We start from the raw sequence: 14,357 nt of genomic DNA on the forward strand, positions 1-14,357 counted from the left end.
TCCCGCGACGCCGGGGTTACGGCTTCGCGGGAGCTGTGGGACGCCCGCGAGGCCGCGTTCGAGGTCGTCACCGCTGCTGGAAGGCGGTGACGAGCTTGGCGAGGGCCTGGCCGGTACGCGGGCCCATGCCGAGCAGTTCCAGATCGTCAAGGGCGACCACGCGCCCGTTCCTTGCCGCCGGAGTCTGCGCGACGCCCGGCAGCTTGAGCAGGCCCGCCTCGCCACCGATGGAGTCCAGCCCCATCTTCATGACAAGGATGACGTCGGGCGCCGCCTTCACCATGGCCTCGGCGGTGATCGGCTTGAAGCCCTTCACCCCGGCCGCGGTCCCGGCGTCCTCGCCGCCCGCCGCGAGGATCATGGCGTCGGCCCGCGTCCCCGCGCCCCCGAGCTGGTAGGTCTTGGACTGGCCGCGCAGGTAGAGGAAGGCCACGCGCGGCTTCTCGGCTCCGGCCCGCACGCTCGCCTTGGCGGCGTCGATCTCGGCCTTGGTGGTGGCGGCGAGCGCGGCGCCCTTGCCGGGCTCGCCCACCGCCTCGGCCACCTGCTCGATCTTGCCCGGCACCTCGTCGACCGAGGCGGCGCCGGTGGGCACCAGGACGATCCGCAGCCCGGCCCCCTTCAGCTGCTCGATCACCGGCGGCGGGCCGGCGTCCTCGGTGCCGACGAGCACGGTGGGCTTGAGCGACAGGATGCCCTCGGCCGCCAGCGCCCGCTGGTAGCCGATCTGCGCCTTGCCCTTGGCCTCCGGCAGTCCCATCGCGGACAGGTCCACGCCGACGACCTTGTCGGCCAGGCCGAGCTTGAAGACGATCTCGGCGACGTCGCCGGTGAGCGGGACGATGCGCGCGGCCGGCGCGGCGGCCGAGGTGGCGGGGGCGGCCGCGGAGCCTTGCGCGTTTCCGCAGCCCGCGAGCGCGATCACCGCCACTCCGAGTAGTGCCACAAGTCCGCGCTTCACGATTTTCCGCTCCCTTGCTTAGGTAAGCCTTACCTAAGCAGATGACTTCAAAGAGGTCAAGAACGGCACTGGTTACCGATCGTTCGGTCGGCTAGGCTCCTACCAAACGTTCGGTAGGAGACATGGACACAGGACTACGTATCAGAACCGCCGCGATGCGGCTCTTCGCCGGCCAGGGCTACGCGGCGACGAGCATCAGAGACCTCGCGCGGGCCGTCGACATGACCAACGCCGGCATCTACCACCACGTGGCCAGCAAGGAGGCCCTGCTCGCCGACCTCATGCGCCTGAGCCAGCTCGGCCTCATCGACGCCACCGACCGCCAGCTCGCGAGCCTGCGCGACCCCGCCGAGCGCCTGGCCGCGCTCATCACCTCGCTCACCGCCATCCACGCGCTCAACCCGATGACCACCCGCGTCATGGACGGCGAACTGCGCTCGCTCACCGCCGGCTCCAGCGCCCGCGACGAGATCATCGCCCTGCGCGACCTCTACGAGCAGCGCTGGAAGACCACGCTGGCCGACGGCGTCCAGCGGGGCGCCTTCCACGTCGCCGACCAGAAGCTGACCCGGCTGGCCCTGATGTCCATGTGCACCGGCACCAGCGAGTGGTACCGCCCCGACGGCGAGTCCACGCTGGAGCAGGTGTGCGCCGAGTTCGTGACGATCGGGCTGGCCGCGGTCCGTTCGCCCGCCCAGGTGACCATGCGGCTTGATCTCACCCTGCTGCCCGAATACCCATGGGAGCCCCATGACGATCCCCGCGTTGCTCCGGCAGGCCGCACGACTCCATAAAGACCGCCCGTTCCTGATCTTTCAAGACCGCACGCTCGGGTTCGCCGAGGTCGACGAGCGCACCGACCAGCTCGCGGGCGCCCTGGCCGACCATGGCGTACGGCCCGGCGACCGCGTGGCCATCATGCTGGACAACGTCCCCGACTGGCCCCTCGGGTGGCTGGCCGTACTGAAGGCCGGAGCGATCACGGTCCCGGTCAACGCCCGCTACCGCTCGGCCGACCTGGCCCACGTGCTGCGCGACTCCGGCGCCGTGATGGCGCTGACCTCGCCGGAATACGCCCCGTTCGTCCGCGAGGCCGGGGTTCCGGTGCTGGAGGAGCGCACCGGCAAGGCGCCGGACGTGGCGATCGATCCTTGGGACCTCGCCACCTTCTCCTACACCTCGGGCACCACCGGCTTCCCGAAGGCGTGCATGCTGCCCCACGACTACTGGACGCGTACCGCGGAGGTCATGGCCGATCTGGTCGGCTTCCGGGAGGACGACGTGGTCATGGTGGCCCAGCCGTTCTCGTACATGGATCCGCAGTGGATGGCGCTGATGTGCCTGGTGGGCGGGGTGCCGCTCGTGGTGCTGCCGCGCTTCTCCGCCTCCGGGTTCTGGCCGGCCGCCCGCCGCCACGGCGCCACCGTCACGTACGTGCTGGGCACGATGCCGATGCTGCTGTTCAAGCAGCCGCCGCACGAGCTCGACCGGGACAACCGGATGCGGCTGGTGATGTGCTCCGGCATCCCGGCCAGGCTGCACGCCGCACTGGAGGAGCGCTGGGACGCGCCCTGGCGGGAGCTGTACGGCTCCACCGAGAGCGGCTCCGACCTGCTCGTCCACCCGGACGACGACCGTACCGTCGGCACCGGCGCCATGGGCTACGCGCCGCCGGGCAAGGAGGTCAAGGTCCTGGCCGAGGACGGGCAGCCCGGCGAGATCGTGGTACGCGGCCGGCCGATGATGCGCGGCTACTGGAACCACCCCGACGCCACTGCCCACGTCTTCCGCGACGGCTGGTTCCACACCGGCGACCTGGGCATCCGCGACGAGCACGGCTACATCCACCACGCCGGACGGCTGAAGGACATGGTACGGCGGGGCGGCGAGAACATCTCCTGCGCCGAGGTCGAGACCGTCCTGGCCCAGCATCCGGCGGTGAAGGCCGCCGCGCTGGTCCCGGTCCCCGACGACCTGTGGGGCGAGCTGCCCAAGGCGTTCATCCACCTCAACGCCGGCCACGACCCGGACGACGCGACGGCCGCCGAGGTCATCGCCCACGCCCGCGAACGGCTGGCCAGGTTCAAGATCCCGGCCTTCGTCGAGTTCGTGACCGGCTTCTCCTACACGCCTTCCCAGCGCATCGAGAAGCGCCACCTGCTCCACCCCGAACGCGACCAGCGCGCCGGGGCCATCGCCATCGAGACCCCGAGGGAGACCACATGATCGACGTCAGCACGCGCGGCGAGGTGACGGTGATCACGCTGCGCCGGCCGGACAAGCTCAACGCGCTCACCTCCGACATGCGGCTACGGCTGGCGGCGGCGGTACGCGAGCACGGCCACGACGGCCGCGGCCTCGTGGTGACCGGCGAGGGCCGGGCCTTCTGCGCCGGCGAAGACCTGCACGAGGCGGCGGGCAAGTCGCTGCTGGAGGAGGTCGAGACGTTCCACGACCTGACCAGGGCGGTGCTGGAGACGTCGGTGCCGGTCGTGGCCGCGGTCAACGGACTGGCCGTGGGCGGCGCCGCCGAGTGGACGCTGTGCTTCGACTCCCGCATCGGCTCACCCTCGGCCGGCTACTTCCTCCCCGAGAACGGCATCGGCCTGTCGATCTCCAACGCCTCCAGCCTGCTCCTGCACCGCGTCGTGGGCGGCAGGGCGCTGCGGCTGGTGCTGGACTCGGCCCGGCTGGACGCGGACCAAGCCCTGGCCGCGGGGCTGCTGGACGAGATCGTGCCGCCGGAGTCGCTGGTGGAGACGGCCGCCGGCCTGGTCGAGCGCTGGACGGAGCCGGGGACGGCGACAGCCGTACATCTGAGATTGCTGCGTCCCGCGCTCGATGACGTCGAGCGCGCCTTCGCGCGGGAGACGGAGGCGGCGCGGGAGGTGGAGGAGTCGGGGATCGCCAAGGACGGCATGCGGCGCTTCGCCACGCGCGCCCGCTGAGCGGTCACGGGACGCCTGCAGCGGTCAGGGGACGAGCAGGGCGGCCACCACCAGGGCCAGCGCGACGCCGACGACCACGAGGGAGTCGACCGCCCACATGGTGGTCACCGGGCCCGCCTCCTCCTTGCGGCGGCGGGCCGCCTCGGCGCGCTCGGTGATCTGGTCGCCCACCCAGTCGGCGTGGGTCTTCCCGGCGAACGCCTCCTGTGCCGCCTGCTCGGCCTTGGTCACGGTCGGCTCGGTCCTGAGCCGGCCGCGCCTGGCCGGAGCCATGCCCCGGCCCTGGGCCTTGGCGCGTTCGCGGGCGGTCGCGGTCGGAGTCCAGAGCCGCACGGACTCCTCGCCCTCGGCCTGGGCGACGGTGATGGCGTGGGAGACCGTCACGTCGCCGACGGACGCCCACGGCATCACGGTCGTGCGGAACGGGTTGCGGACGGTCAGCGTCCGCTCCTGCAGCAGCGTGACCGGGCGCAGCGCGATGAGGTAGATGAGCGCGGTCAGCACGCCCAGCACCGCCCCGGCGACCATCGAGGACTTGCCCGAGTAGCGCAGAACCAGGTCGACGGCGTTGGCGGCGACGAACACCACCCACACCCACCCGAGCACATAGGCGAACTTGGAGCGGAAGGCCTGTTTCATGACTGCCACTTGAGCTGCGCGAACCCCGGTTTGATCACACCGTTGATGAGCGCGAGCCGTTCGTCGAAGGGGATGAACGCCGACTTCATCGCGTTCACCGTGAACCACTGCAGGTCATCCCAGCCGTAGCCGAACGCCTCGGCCAGCTTGGCGAACTCCTCCGAGACGCTGGTACGGCTCATGAGCCGGTTGTCGGTGTTGACCGTGACCCGGAAGTGCAGGCGGCGCAGCAGCCCGATCGGGTGGTCGGCGATGGAGGCGGCGGCGCCGGTCTGCAGGTTGGAGGTGGGACACATCTCCAGCGGGATGCGCTTGTCACGCACGTAGGCGGCGAGCCGGCCGAGCTTGGCGGAACCGTCGCCGGCCACGGTGATGTCGTCGATGATGCGGACGCCGTGGCCGAGCCGGTCGGCGCCGCACCACTGGATCGCCTGCCAGATCGACGGCAGCCCGAACGCCTCGCCCGCGTGGATGGTGAAGTGCGCGTTCTCCCGCTGCAGATACTCGAACGCGTCCAGGTGGCGGGTGGGCGGGTACCCGGCCTCGGCCCCGGCGATGTCGAAGCCGACCACGCCGACGTCGCGGTAGCGCACGGCCAGTTCCGCGATCTCCATCGAGCGGGCCTGGTGGCGCATGGCCGTCAGCAGCGTGCCGACCTTGATGCCGCGCCCCTCCGAGCCCTGGCGGAAGCCCTCCAGGACCGCCTCGACGACCTGGTCGAGGCTGAGCCCGGTGGTGGTGTGCTGCTCGGGGGCGTAGCGCACCTCGGCGTAGACGACGCCGTCGGCGGCCAGGTCCTCGGCGCACTCGGCGGCCACGCGGATCAGCGACTCGCGCGACTGCATGACGCCGACCGTGTGGTCGAAGGTCTCCAGGTAGCGTACGAGCGAGCCGGAGTCGGACGCTTCCTGGAACCATTCGCGCAGGTTCGCCGGGTCGTTGGTGGGCAGCCGGTCGTAGCCGGACTCGCGGGCCAGATCGACGATCGTCTCGGCCCGCAGACCGCCGTCGAGATGGTCATGGAGCAGGACTTTCGGCGCACGCCTGATCTCGTCTGGGGTCGGCTGCTGGCTCATCTCGCCATCATAATGTGCCTTGATGGCCATCCTCATCGGACGAGAACACCCCGCCGCGATTCTGCGCGGCGAGGTCGGACGCGCGCTCACCAGCCACGGCTCGCTGGTGCTGGTGACCGGCGAGGCGGGCGTCGGCAAGAGCACGCTGGTCGCCGAGGCGGCCGGGCACGCCGTGGCCGCCGGCGCCCAGGTGCTGAGCGCCGCCTGCTGGGAGGGCGAGGGCGCCCCGGGCTACTGGCCGTGGGTGCAGGTCGTGCGCAGGCTGAACCCCGCCGCCGACGTCTTCGAGTCCGCGCGCACCCCCTTCGAGCTGTACGACGCGGTGACCGCCCTGCTGGTCGCCCTCTCCCGCGAGCGGCCCGTCGTGATCGTGCTGGAGGACCTCCACTGGGCCGACGCCGCCTCGCTCAAACTCCTGGAGTTCGTGGTACGGCACGCCTGGTTCGAACGCATCCTGGTGATCGGCACCTACCGGGAGGGCGAGGCGGAGCTGCCACCGGAGCTGAAGGCGACCACGCTGGCCCTGTCCGGCCTCGGCCGCGAGGAGGTCGGCGAGCTGGTCGCCCAGACCACCGGCCTGCGGCCGGACGACGAGCTGGTGACCGAGATCCACCGGCGTACCGGCGGCAACCCGTTCTTCGTCGAGCAGGCCGCCCGGCTGTGGCAGGGCGGCAGCCCGCTGGACACGATCCCGGCCGAGGTGCGCGCGGCCGTCGAACGCCGCCTGTCCCGGCTGTCGGGCGAGGTGCGCGAGACGCTGCGGGCCGCGGCGGTGCTGGGGCGGGAGTTCGCCGACGAGGTGCTGGGGGCGAGCGTGGGGCGGGGCGTGGCCGTACCGCTGGGGCAGGCGGTGGCGGCCAAGCTGGTCGCGCCCGCGGGAGAGGGACGGCACACGTTCGTGCACGATCTGGTGCGCGAGACGCTTTACGCGGAGCTGGACGCGGCGGGCAGGCGGGCGGGGCACGCGGCGGCGCTGGGCGCGCTCGGCTCCACGGCGGCCTATCCCGCTTCTCTGGCCCACCACGCGTACCTGGCCGCCGTGCCGGAGGCGCCCGCCCTTCTGCTGGCCGCCGCCCAGGACGCCGAGGCGCGGCTGGCCGACGAGGAGGCCGTGGGGCACTACCGGCGGGCGTTGGAGGTGGTACCCGGGCTGGAGCGGGCCCGCCGTACCGGGATCGAGCTCGACCTCGGACTGACGCTGCAGCGGATCGGCGAGCACGAGGAGGGCGGGCGCGCGATCGAGGCGGCCATCGCGGCGGCCCGCGAGCTCGACGACCCCGGGCTGCTCGCGCACGCGGCGCTCAAGCTGTACCACCTCGGCTTCCCCGACTTCGTGCGCGAGGCGCACCGGCGGCTGGTGCGCGGTGAGGCCGCGGCCGCGGACGACGTGGGTGAGCAGCTGAGCGGCGCGGCCGCCGACCGGGCCAGGCACGCGGGTGACGACCAGGCGCTGGGGTTCACGCTGCTGGCCCGGCTGTCGGCCATCTGGCGGCCGGGCACTGCCGAGGAGCGGGTCGTGCTCGCGGAGGAACTGGCCGAGGTCGCCACCAGGGCGAACGACACCCAGCACCTGCTCCACGCCCTGTCCTGGCGGGCCGGCGCGCTGCTCGAACTCGGCGACCCTGCCCACACCGCCGCCGACCAGGACTTCATCCGGCAGGCCGAGCGCTCGGGGCTGCCGCTGTTCGAGCACGAGGCCATGGTGATCAGGACCAGGCACGCGCTGCTCCAAGGCCGCTTCGACGAGGCCAGGGCACTGTCGGAGACCACCCGCGAACTCGGCGAGCAGCCCTACGTCAGCGGCGCCGAACTGCGCTGGACCCAGTTGCTGTCGGCCGCCCTGCTCCAGGGCCGCTTCGAGGAGGCCGACGCGCTGCTGGCCGAGATGCGTGCCGCCGGCAGCCCCAACCTGCCCATCTTCGCGGGCGTCACGGCCGCCGAGCGCGGCGACGCCCGCGGCGCGCTGAACCACCTGACCCGGCTCATGGCCGGCGGCGAGGACCTGCTGACCTGGATGGCGCCGCTCTGGCTCCGCTTCCAGGCGCAGGCGGCGGCGCTGTCCAAGGACCCCGAACTCTGCCAGAACGCCCGTGAGGCCATCGCCCCCCACCTCGGGCAGTGGGCGGTGACCTCGACCATCGTCGTGGACGGTCCGTTCGAGCACTGGGCGGCGGTGCTCGACGCGGCCCAGGGCCGCTGGCGCGCCGCCGCCGACGGCTTCACCGCCGCCTACCGCGCCGCCGACCGGCTGGGAGCCCGCCCGTGGTCGCTGATGTCCCGCGCGCACCTGGCCGAAGTCCTCCTCGCCGCCGGCGAGGACCCGGGACCGCTGCTCGCCGACGTCGCCCGCGAGGCCGAAGAGCTGGGGATGCGGGTACGGCTGCCGCAGCGCGCGGCCAGCGTCTTCCGGCTGGACGGCGACGTGTGGACCCTGACCTTCGCCGGACGCACCGCCCACCTGCCCGACGCCAAGGGCCTGCGCGACCTGAGGACCCTGATGGGCAGTCCTGGCACCGACATCTCCGCCGTGGAACTGCTGAACCCGGCGGGCGGGGCCGAGGCGGTGGCCGCGCGGCGCATGGGCGGCGACGCGATCCTGGACGACGAGGCCAAGGCCCAGTACCGGCGGCGGCTGGAGCTCCTGGACGACGAGATCGACCGGGCGGCCGTGCGCGGCAACGACCAGCAGGTCGCCGCCCTCGACGCCGAACGCCAGGCGCTCCTGTCCGAACTCCGCAAGGCCGCGGGGCTGGGCGGACGCACCCGCCGGTTGGGCGACGAGGCGGAACGTGCCCGCAAGGCCGTCACCAACCGCATCCGCAACACGCTACGCCAACTCGACGACCGCCACCCCGACCTGGCCACCCACCTCCGCGCCAGCATCTCCACCGGCACCACCTGCCGCTACCAGCCCCCCGACCCCATCACCTGGACCTGGTAACCCCAACCCCGAAAACCCAGGGTGTTGGAGCGCGGTTAGGGGCGGAAGGCGGCGGCGTTTTCCCGGGCCCACTGGGCGAAGGTGCGGGCGGGGCGGCCGGTTACCTGTTCTACCGTGGGCAGGATCGTGGAACCGGCGGCCGGCGGGTTGGTGCCGAGCATGACCGCGAACTCGATCGTCTCCTCGTCCACCCCCCAGGCACCCATGCGTTCCCGAAGCTGCGCCTCGGTCAGCGGTTCGAAGCGGATGTCGTGCCCGCTGGCCTCGGCGAGCAGCCGTACCCGCTCCGAGGGGGTGGTGAGCTCGGGACCGGTGAGCAGGTACGTGCGGCCCTCGTGCCCGGCGGAGGTCAGGGCGGCGACGGCCACCGCGGCGATGTCGGCCTCGTGCACCAAGGCGCCCGGGTGGTCGCCGAAGACCCGGACCACGCCCTCGGCGCGCGCCTCGGCCTGCCAGTCGAAGGCGTTCGCCATGAACTCCACGCCCTGCAACTGCGTCCAGGCCAGCGAGCTCTCGCGCAGGGCCGCCTCGACGCTGCCCTCGTCCCAGCTGCTCAGCACCGAGACGCGTTCGACCCCGGCCTTGGCGGCCAGCGCGACGATCTCCTTGCCGTTGGGCAGCAGGGGCAGGCCCTCGCCGCCCACGGTGATGAGGTGCAGGGCGGTGACGCCGTCGAACGCCGGTGCCAGCGACTCGATGACCTGGAGGTCTCCGGCGGCCACCTCGACGCCCGCGGGGAAGTTCGCGCGGGACGGGTCGCGGGTCAGGGCGCGTACGCGCTCGCCCCGCTCGACCAGCTGGGCGACGATGTGGCGGCCCACGGAGCCGGTGGCGCCGGTCACGAGAATGGTCATGGTGTCCTCCTGGTGAGCTGTTCCTTCTCACTCGGGAGGCGCTACATCGGATGTAGCGGGCGCTAGTCGCGGCGCGCCGCGTCGGGCGAGAAGGCGGGCAGGCAGACGGCCACGTACTCGGCGCCCTCCGGCCCGCAGCTGTAGCGGACCTTCTCCCCCGCCTCCGTCACGATCGACTGGCCCGCGTGCACCTCGGTGGTGCCCTCCGCGTGCTCGACGAGGACGGTGCCGCGCAGGACCACGGTGTACTCGGTGAACTCGGGCGTCTGGGCGGGCTCGTCCCAGCCGGGCGGCGCCACCATGTGGGCGATGGAGATCGCCTCGTCGCCGCTGTTCACGCGGCCGACGTGCTCGTCGATGACCTTGCCGCCGGGCACCGGAATCCGGGTCGCCCCTTCGATCTTTCTGACCACGGAGGTCAGTGTGCCACGTCGATGACGAGCCGGTTCGGCCGGTGCTGCTCGGTGACGTCGAACGCGGCGCGCCGGTCGAGCACGATGCCCACCCCCACGCGTCCCTCGAAGTCGCCGGTCCTGACCACGCTGCTGACGTTGGCGAGGTCGGCCTGGAAGATCGGGCCGCCGATCCAGGTGGGCTTGCCCTTGGCCGTGTGCGCGTCGGCCGGGGTGAGGACCATCTGCAGGTACGCGCCGCCCTGGACGTCGATCGGCTTGCCGGAGCCGTCCTCGACGAGTTCGTCCACCCAGGTGACCGTGTATCCGGGTATCTCCCCCTTGAAGTCGACGACCACGCGGTCGAAGTTCGGGTGGGTGGCGTAGCGGACGCCGTACACGATGGCGGCCTCGCCGCCGGTGCGGTCGACGTCGATCTCCGCGGTGCCGGTCGGGGCGGGCTCCCGCGGGGAGGCGGGCGGCGCGCCGGTGGTGGGCGCGCCGGTCGGTGGACTGGCCGTGGCCGTGGTGCCGCCGGTGCGGGCCGTACCGCATCCACACAGTACGGCGAGGCACAGCAGGACCGTGAGGCTGCGTGTGGGCCGCATACCCCGTGTATGCCCAGCGAAAGGGCCCCGCACCCGGCGGGGCCCTTCACGAACTGGGTCAGACCGTCTCGTACACCTTGGTCTCGTCGGCCTTGACCGCGGGCGCCGAGCGGAAGCGCAGGCCGGTCAGCGCGATGCCGAGCCCGACCACGCCCAGGATGAGCGAGACCACGATCCCGCCGCGCAGCGCCTCGATCGACAGGGTGCCGCCGGAGGTGAGCACCGCGGTGACCACGGCGAGCACGACCGCGCCACCGACCTGGCCGGAGGTGTTGAGCAGGCCGGAGGCCAGCCCTTGCTCGTCGTCGTGGACGCCGTTCGTCGCCTGGATGTTGAGCGACGGGAACGACAGCGCGAACGCGATGCCGAGCAGGACCATGCCGGGCAGCACCATCCCGAGCACGCTGGGCGCGGTGGAGATGCCGACGAAGAAGAAGGCGTATCCGGCGGCCAGCGCGGCCGAGCCGATCGTGATCAGGCGGGCGGTGCCGAAGCGGTCGGCGAAGTCGCCCATCTTGGTGGAGGTCAGCGCGACCAGGATTCCGGCGGGCAGGAAGGCCAGCGCGGTCTCCATGGCCGACCACTTGAGCAGGTTCTGGAAGTACTGCATGGTGACGAACTGGAAGCCGACGTAGGAGCCGAACAGGATCACCAGTCCGAGGTTGGCCCTGACGATGGGGCCGGAGCGCAGGATGCCGAGCCGTACCAGCGGGTGCTTCATCCGCAGTTCGGCGAAGACGAACAGTCCGAGCAGCACGGCGGCCGCGGCGAGCGAGCCGAGGGTGCGCAGCGAGGTCCATCCGACCTCGGGGGCCTGCACCACGGTGAAGACGAGCAGCAGCATGGAGGCGGTGATCAGCACGGCGCCGATCAGGTCGTGGCCGCCCTCTGCCCGCTCCTCCTTGATCTTGGGCAGCACCTTCAGCGCGGCGATCAGCGCGATGATCGCGACCGGCACCGGCATCAGGAACGTCCAGCGCCAGCCCAGCTGGGTCAGCACCCCGGACAGCACGAGGCCGAGGGAGAAACCGCTGGCGCCGGAGGCGGTGAACACGCTCAGCGCCTTGTTGCGCTTCGGCCCCTCGGGGAACGTCGTGGTGATGATCGACAACGCGGCGGGCGCGGTGAACGCCGCGCTCACGCCCTTGACGAAACGGGCGGCGATCAGCAGGGCGCCGTCGTCGACGATGCCACCCAGAAGGGAGGCCACCGCGAAGACGCCCAGAGCGACCAGGAACACCCTGCGTCGCCCGAGCAGGTCAGCCGTCCTGCCGCCAAGGAGCAGAAGACCGCCGTATCCGAGCACGTATCCGCTGACAACCCATTGCAGAGAAGAAGTAGAGAGCCCCAGGTCGTGCTGGATGGCGGGCAGCGCGACGCCGACCATCGACACGTCAAGGGCGTCGAGGAAGATCACTGCGCAGAGCACGACGAGCGCGCCCCAACGGGAAGAGGAAGTGGACATGGGATGGAACATTACATGCAAGCGCATCAAATGCAACAGCATTTAATTCCGTTGCATGAGATTTATCGGGATGGTAACCTCCGCGTCATGGACGAGGAGTTCGTGGTCGGGACCTGGCACTACGTCCTGGCCAAGCACGCGAAGGCCATGTGCTCGCTGGAGCGCGAGCTGGGCGAGAAGCACGACCTGGGCGCCAGTGAGTTCGAGGTGCTCGACCGGATGATCGGCCACGACGACAAGCTGCGTGTACAGGCGCTCTGCGGCGAGGTCCACCTCAGCCAGAGCGCGCTCTCCCGCGTGATCGCCCGCCTGGAGAAGGCCGATCTGGTCACCAGGCTCGTCTGCGACGTCGACCGGCGGGGCGTCTTCGTGATGATCACGGATGAGGGCCGCCGGCGGCACGCCGAGGCCCTGCCCACCCATCGCGCGGTGCTCCGGGACATCTTCGCCGACACCCCGGTTCCGGTCTCCTAGGCGCCGCTCCCCCACGCGGTCCGCTCGGCGTAGGCGCGGAAGGTGCCCGGCTCACGGCCGAGCACCCGCCGTACGCCGTCGGACACCGCCGCGCCCCGGCCGAGCCTGATGTGCTCGAAGAGGCTCTCCACCCCGGACGCGTAGTCCGCGGAGTATCCGCGCGCGACGAGCCGCCGCCGCATCTCCTCGCCGTCCACAGACCTGAAGCCGATGGTACGGCCGGCCGCTCGACGCCCTTGGCCACGGCCAGGTCGCCGAAGGCGCGCAGCCGTTCGGCCGCGTCTCCGGTCTGCGCGTCGACCAGGTAGGCCGCGCGTACGCCCGAGACGGCCGTGTCCCAGGTCGTCTCGTCCTGCCAGTCGAAGCGCCACTCTCCCGAGCGGGAGGCCGCCCTGGGACTGAAGCCCTGCTCACGCAGGCGCGCGACCACCCTGCGGCCGGTCTTGCCGGTGCCGCCCACTACCAAGATCTCTGCCATGACTTCCAGTCAACCCGACCTTCCTCGGACTCTGAATGGCTGGGAGTCCGGGAAAGATGTTCGAGCGTCTAGACTCGGTCTATGGAAGACGCGCTGTCGAGCCTGCTGCACGATGTCCGTCCCGCGGGGGCACTGTTCGACCAGTCGTACGTGCGGGCTCCGTGGGCGCTGCGCTTCCTGGACTGGACGCCGCTCACGCTGCTGACGATGCTCAGCGGCGAGGCCTGGGTGACGCCCGAGGGCGGTTCGCCGGTCCGGCTGGGCACCCAGGACGTGGCGGTCGTGCGCGGCCCCGGCCCGTACACGGTGGCCGACCGTCCCGAGACCGCGCCCATGGCCGTCATCCACAACGCCGAGGTGTGCACCACGCCCGAGGGCGGCGACGCCGGGGGCCTGGCGATGTGCGGCTACGCGGGCGACCTCGGCTCGACCGTCCTGCTCACCGGCACCTTCCAGGTGAAGGGCAGCGTGTCGCAGCGGGTGCTCGACGCCCTGCCCCGCGTGGCCCTCGTCCCGGCCGGGGACGGCCGGTGCGCGACCATGGACATGATCGTCGCCGAGATCAGCCGCGACAAGCCGGGCCAGCAGGCCGTGCTCGACCGCCTGCTGGACCTGCTGCTCGTCTCCAGCCTGCGCGAGTGGTTCGACCGGCCGGACTCACAGGCCCCTCCCTGGTACGCCGCGCACTCCGACCGGCTGATCGGCCGGGCCCTGCGGGCCATCCACGAGGATCCGGCCCGGCCGTGGACCGTCGAGGGCCTGGCCCGCGTCTCCGGAGCCTCCCGCGCCACCTTCGCCCAGCGCTTCACCGAACTCGTCGGCCAGCCGCCCATGGCCTACCTCACCGAGTGGCGCATCTGCCAGGCCGCCGACCTGCTCGCGAGCACCGACGACACCGTGGACGTGATCGCCCGCCAGGTCGGCTACTCCAACGCCTACGCGCTCAGCGTGGCCTTCAAGCGCACCCTGGGCATCCGCCCGAGCCAGCACCGCGTCAGCGCACGATGAACCCGCGCCAGATGACCAGCCTGCGGTGCAGGACCGGCCACTCGCCGCTCCTGATGCCCCGCAGGGCCAGGGCCAGCGGGGTGAGCGCGACGGCGGTGGCGATGACGACGCCCATGATCAGCATGAACAGGTGCTCGACGGCCATGACCGGGCCTTTCTAGTTGAAAGTTTTACTAGAAAGCGTGAACACTCGGTGCCGCCCGCCTATTTCTCAGACGAGCGTGCAGTTCTCGGCGCCGAGCTGGCTGTTCCACACGAACGTCCACCCGCACGAGTAGTCGCCCGCCGCGGGACCGAAGCGGATCGTGACCGTCGTGCCGCTGTGCCCGTCGCACCCGCCCGCGTACACCTTGTAGTAGCCGCCGCCGGTCGCGGTCCGCTGCCCGTTGAAGCACACGGCGTCGCTGACGGCCGCCTGCGCCGGCACGGCGGACACCGAGACGGCGAGCGCCGCCGCGCTCAGGGCCGCGGCCAGGCTGGATGCTCTCATGGTGCTCCTTCCCATCGTGCGCC

Annotated in this window: 16 protein-coding genes; 6 read left to right on the forward strand and 10 right to left on the reverse strand. The window is 71.7% G+C overall.

Going from position 1 to position 14,357, the window contains the following annotated elements:
- Positions 1-67: 67 nt before the first annotated feature.
- Positions 68-961, reverse strand: coding sequence for a hemin ABC transporter substrate-binding protein (locus ACFWY5_RS09115; RefSeq protein ID WP_379610016.1), 894 nt, complete (start codon positions 959-961; stop codon positions 68-70).
- 122 nt (positions 962-1,083) lie between these two features.
- Here ACFWY5_RS09115 and ACFWY5_RS09120 point away from each other — a divergent pair, with 122 nt between their 5' ends.
- The 3 genes from ACFWY5_RS09120 to ACFWY5_RS09130 are packed head-to-tail and all read left to right on the forward strand — an operon-like array spanning position 1,084 to position 3,909.
- Positions 1,084-1,755 (forward strand): TetR/AcrR family transcriptional regulator, encoded by a 672-nt coding sequence (locus tag ACFWY5_RS09120; protein ID WP_379630994.1) that lies wholly within the window; start codon positions 1,084-1,086, stop codon positions 1,753-1,755.
- Complete coding sequence (locus ACFWY5_RS09125) at positions 1,712-3,187, forward strand: class I adenylate-forming enzyme family protein (RefSeq protein ID WP_379630995.1); 1,476 nt, start codon at positions 1,712-1,714, stop codon at positions 3,185-3,187. Before ACFWY5_RS09120 ends, ACFWY5_RS09125 begins: the two co-directional genes overlap by 44 nt.
- Positions 3,184-3,909, forward strand: a complete 726-nt coding sequence (locus tag ACFWY5_RS09130) for an enoyl-CoA hydratase/isomerase family protein (RefSeq protein WP_379630996.1) — start codon at positions 3,184-3,186, stop codon at positions 3,907-3,909. The genes ACFWY5_RS09125 and ACFWY5_RS09130 overlap by 4 nt, the downstream gene beginning before the upstream one ends.
- A 24-nt stretch (positions 3,910-3,933) precedes the next feature.
- Here the strand turns inward: ACFWY5_RS09130 and ACFWY5_RS09135 are convergent, their stop codons facing one another.
- Positions 3,934-4,548, reverse strand: coding sequence for a PH domain-containing protein (locus ACFWY5_RS09135; RefSeq protein ID WP_379630997.1), 615 nt, complete (start codon positions 4,546-4,548; stop codon positions 3,934-3,936).
- Complete coding sequence (locus ACFWY5_RS09140) at positions 4,545-5,624, reverse strand: adenosine deaminase (protein WP_379610021.1); 1,080 nt, start codon at positions 5,622-5,624, stop codon at positions 4,545-4,547. Before ACFWY5_RS09140 ends, ACFWY5_RS09135 begins: the two co-directional genes overlap by 4 nt.
- A 22-nt stretch (positions 5,625-5,646) precedes the next feature.
- On the opposite strand from ACFWY5_RS09140, the gene ACFWY5_RS09145 reads away from it, so the two are divergent.
- Positions 5,647-8,565: an ATP-binding protein gene (locus tag ACFWY5_RS09145; protein ID WP_379630998.1), complete on the forward strand. Its 2,919-nt coding sequence runs from the start codon at positions 5,647-5,649 to the stop codon at positions 8,563-8,565.
- A gap of 35 nt (positions 8,566-8,600) precedes the next feature.
- Here ACFWY5_RS09145 and ACFWY5_RS09150 read toward each other — a convergent pair whose 3' ends face one another.
- From ACFWY5_RS09150 to ACFWY5_RS09165, 4 genes are all read right to left on the reverse strand, one after another.
- Entirely contained in the window at positions 8,601-9,419 is an 819-nt protein-coding gene (locus ACFWY5_RS09150) for an NAD(P)H-binding protein (protein WP_379610024.1), read from the reverse strand.
- A 62-nt stretch (positions 9,420-9,481) separates the two neighbouring features.
- A complete protein-coding gene (locus ACFWY5_RS09155) occupies positions 9,482-9,832 on the reverse strand; it encodes a cupin domain-containing protein (RefSeq protein WP_379610025.1) in 351 nt (116 codons plus the stop codon).
- A gap of 5 nt (positions 9,833-9,837) precedes the next feature.
- On the reverse strand, positions 9,838-10,419 hold the full coding sequence (locus tag ACFWY5_RS09160) for a hypothetical protein (RefSeq protein WP_379610026.1): 582 nt from the start codon (positions 10,417-10,419) through the stop codon (positions 9,838-9,840).
- A gap of 58 nt (positions 10,420-10,477) precedes the next feature.
- On the reverse strand, positions 10,478-11,884 hold the full coding sequence (locus ACFWY5_RS09165; RefSeq protein ID WP_379630999.1) for an MFS transporter: 1,407 nt from the start codon (positions 11,882-11,884) through the stop codon (positions 10,478-10,480).
- Between the two features lie 87 nt (positions 11,885-11,971).
- Between ACFWY5_RS09165 and ACFWY5_RS09170 the strand changes: the two genes are divergently transcribed.
- Complete coding sequence (locus ACFWY5_RS09170; RefSeq protein ID WP_379610028.1) at positions 11,972-12,358, forward strand: MarR family winged helix-turn-helix transcriptional regulator; 387 nt, start codon at positions 11,972-11,974, stop codon at positions 12,356-12,358.
- On the opposite strand, the gene ACFWY5_RS09175 is transcribed toward ACFWY5_RS09170, so the two are convergent.
- Positions 12,355-12,555 (reverse strand): hypothetical protein, encoded by a 201-nt coding sequence (locus ACFWY5_RS09175; protein WP_379631000.1) that lies wholly within the window; start codon positions 12,553-12,555, stop codon positions 12,355-12,357. The two genes, ACFWY5_RS09170 and ACFWY5_RS09175, sit on opposite strands and share 4 nt — an antisense overlap.
- A gap of 362 nt (positions 12,556-12,917) precedes the next feature.
- On the opposite strand from ACFWY5_RS09175, the gene ACFWY5_RS09180 reads away from it, so the two are divergent.
- Positions 12,918-13,844 (forward strand): cupin domain-containing protein, encoded by a 927-nt coding sequence (locus ACFWY5_RS09180; protein WP_379631001.1) that lies wholly within the window; start codon positions 12,918-12,920, stop codon positions 13,842-13,844.
- Here the strand turns inward: ACFWY5_RS09180 and ACFWY5_RS09185 are convergent.
- Together ACFWY5_RS09185 and ACFWY5_RS09190 are read right to left on the reverse strand one after the other, a co-directional pair.
- On the reverse strand, positions 13,831-13,989 hold the full coding sequence (locus tag ACFWY5_RS09185) for a hypothetical protein (protein ID WP_379631002.1): 159 nt from the start codon (positions 13,987-13,989) through the stop codon (positions 13,831-13,833). The two genes, ACFWY5_RS09180 and ACFWY5_RS09185, sit on opposite strands and share 14 nt — an antisense overlap.
- A gap of 66 nt (positions 13,990-14,055) precedes the next feature.
- The gene (locus ACFWY5_RS09190; RefSeq protein WP_379631003.1) at positions 14,056-14,334 is read right to left on the reverse strand and encodes a hypothetical protein; all 279 of its coding nucleotides are present in this window, start codon (positions 14,332-14,334) and stop codon (positions 14,056-14,058) included.
- Positions 14,335-14,357: the final 23 nt, after the last annotated feature.

Origin of the sequence: Nonomuraea sp. NPDC059007, assembly GCF_042740555.1 — a bacterium.
Taxonomy (GTDB): Bacteria; Actinomycetota; Actinomycetes; order Streptosporangiales; family Streptosporangiaceae; genus Nonomuraea.

Coding starts and splice junctions, on each gene's coding strand:
- ACFWY5_RS09125 (WP_379630995.1), top strand. CDS start 1,712: ATGACGATCCCCGCGTTGCTCCGGCAGGCCGCACGACTCCATAAAGAC.
- ACFWY5_RS09120 (WP_379630994.1), top strand. CDS start 1,084: ATGGACACAGGACTACGTATCAGAACCGCCGCGATGCGGCTCTTCGCC.
- ACFWY5_RS09135 (WP_379630997.1), bottom strand. CDS start 4,548: ATGAAACAGGCCTTCCGCTCCAAGTTCGCCTATGTGCTCGGGTGGGTG.
- ACFWY5_RS09185 (WP_379631002.1), bottom strand. CDS start 13,989: ATGGCCGTCGAGCACCTGTTCATGCTGATCATGGGCGTCGTCATCGCC.
- ACFWY5_RS09145 (WP_379630998.1), top strand. CDS start 5,647: ATGGCCATCCTCATCGGACGAGAACACCCCGCCGCGATTCTGCGCGGC.
- ACFWY5_RS09165 (WP_379630999.1), bottom strand. CDS start 11,884: ATGTCCACTTCCTCTTCCCGTTGGGGCGCGCTCGTCGTGCTCTGCGCA.
- ACFWY5_RS09150 (WP_379610024.1), bottom strand. CDS start 9,419: ATGACCATTCTCGTGACCGGCGCCACCGGCTCCGTGGGCCGCCACATC.
- ACFWY5_RS09130 (WP_379630996.1), top strand. CDS start 3,184: ATGATCGACGTCAGCACGCGCGGCGAGGTGACGGTGATCACGCTGCGC.
- ACFWY5_RS09190 (WP_379631003.1), bottom strand. CDS start 14,334: ATGAGAGCATCCAGCCTGGCCGCGGCCCTGAGCGCGGCGGCGCTCGCC.
- ACFWY5_RS09180 (WP_379631001.1), top strand. CDS start 12,918: ATGGAAGACGCGCTGTCGAGCCTGCTGCACGATGTCCGTCCCGCGGGG.
- ACFWY5_RS09140 (WP_379610021.1), bottom strand. CDS start 5,624: ATGAGCCAGCAGCCGACCCCAGACGAGATCAGGCGTGCGCCGAAAGTC.
- ACFWY5_RS09160 (WP_379610026.1), bottom strand. CDS start 10,419: ATGCGGCCCACACGCAGCCTCACGGTCCTGCTGTGCCTCGCCGTACTG.
- ACFWY5_RS09170 (WP_379610028.1), top strand. CDS start 11,972: ATGGACGAGGAGTTCGTGGTCGGGACCTGGCACTACGTCCTGGCCAAG.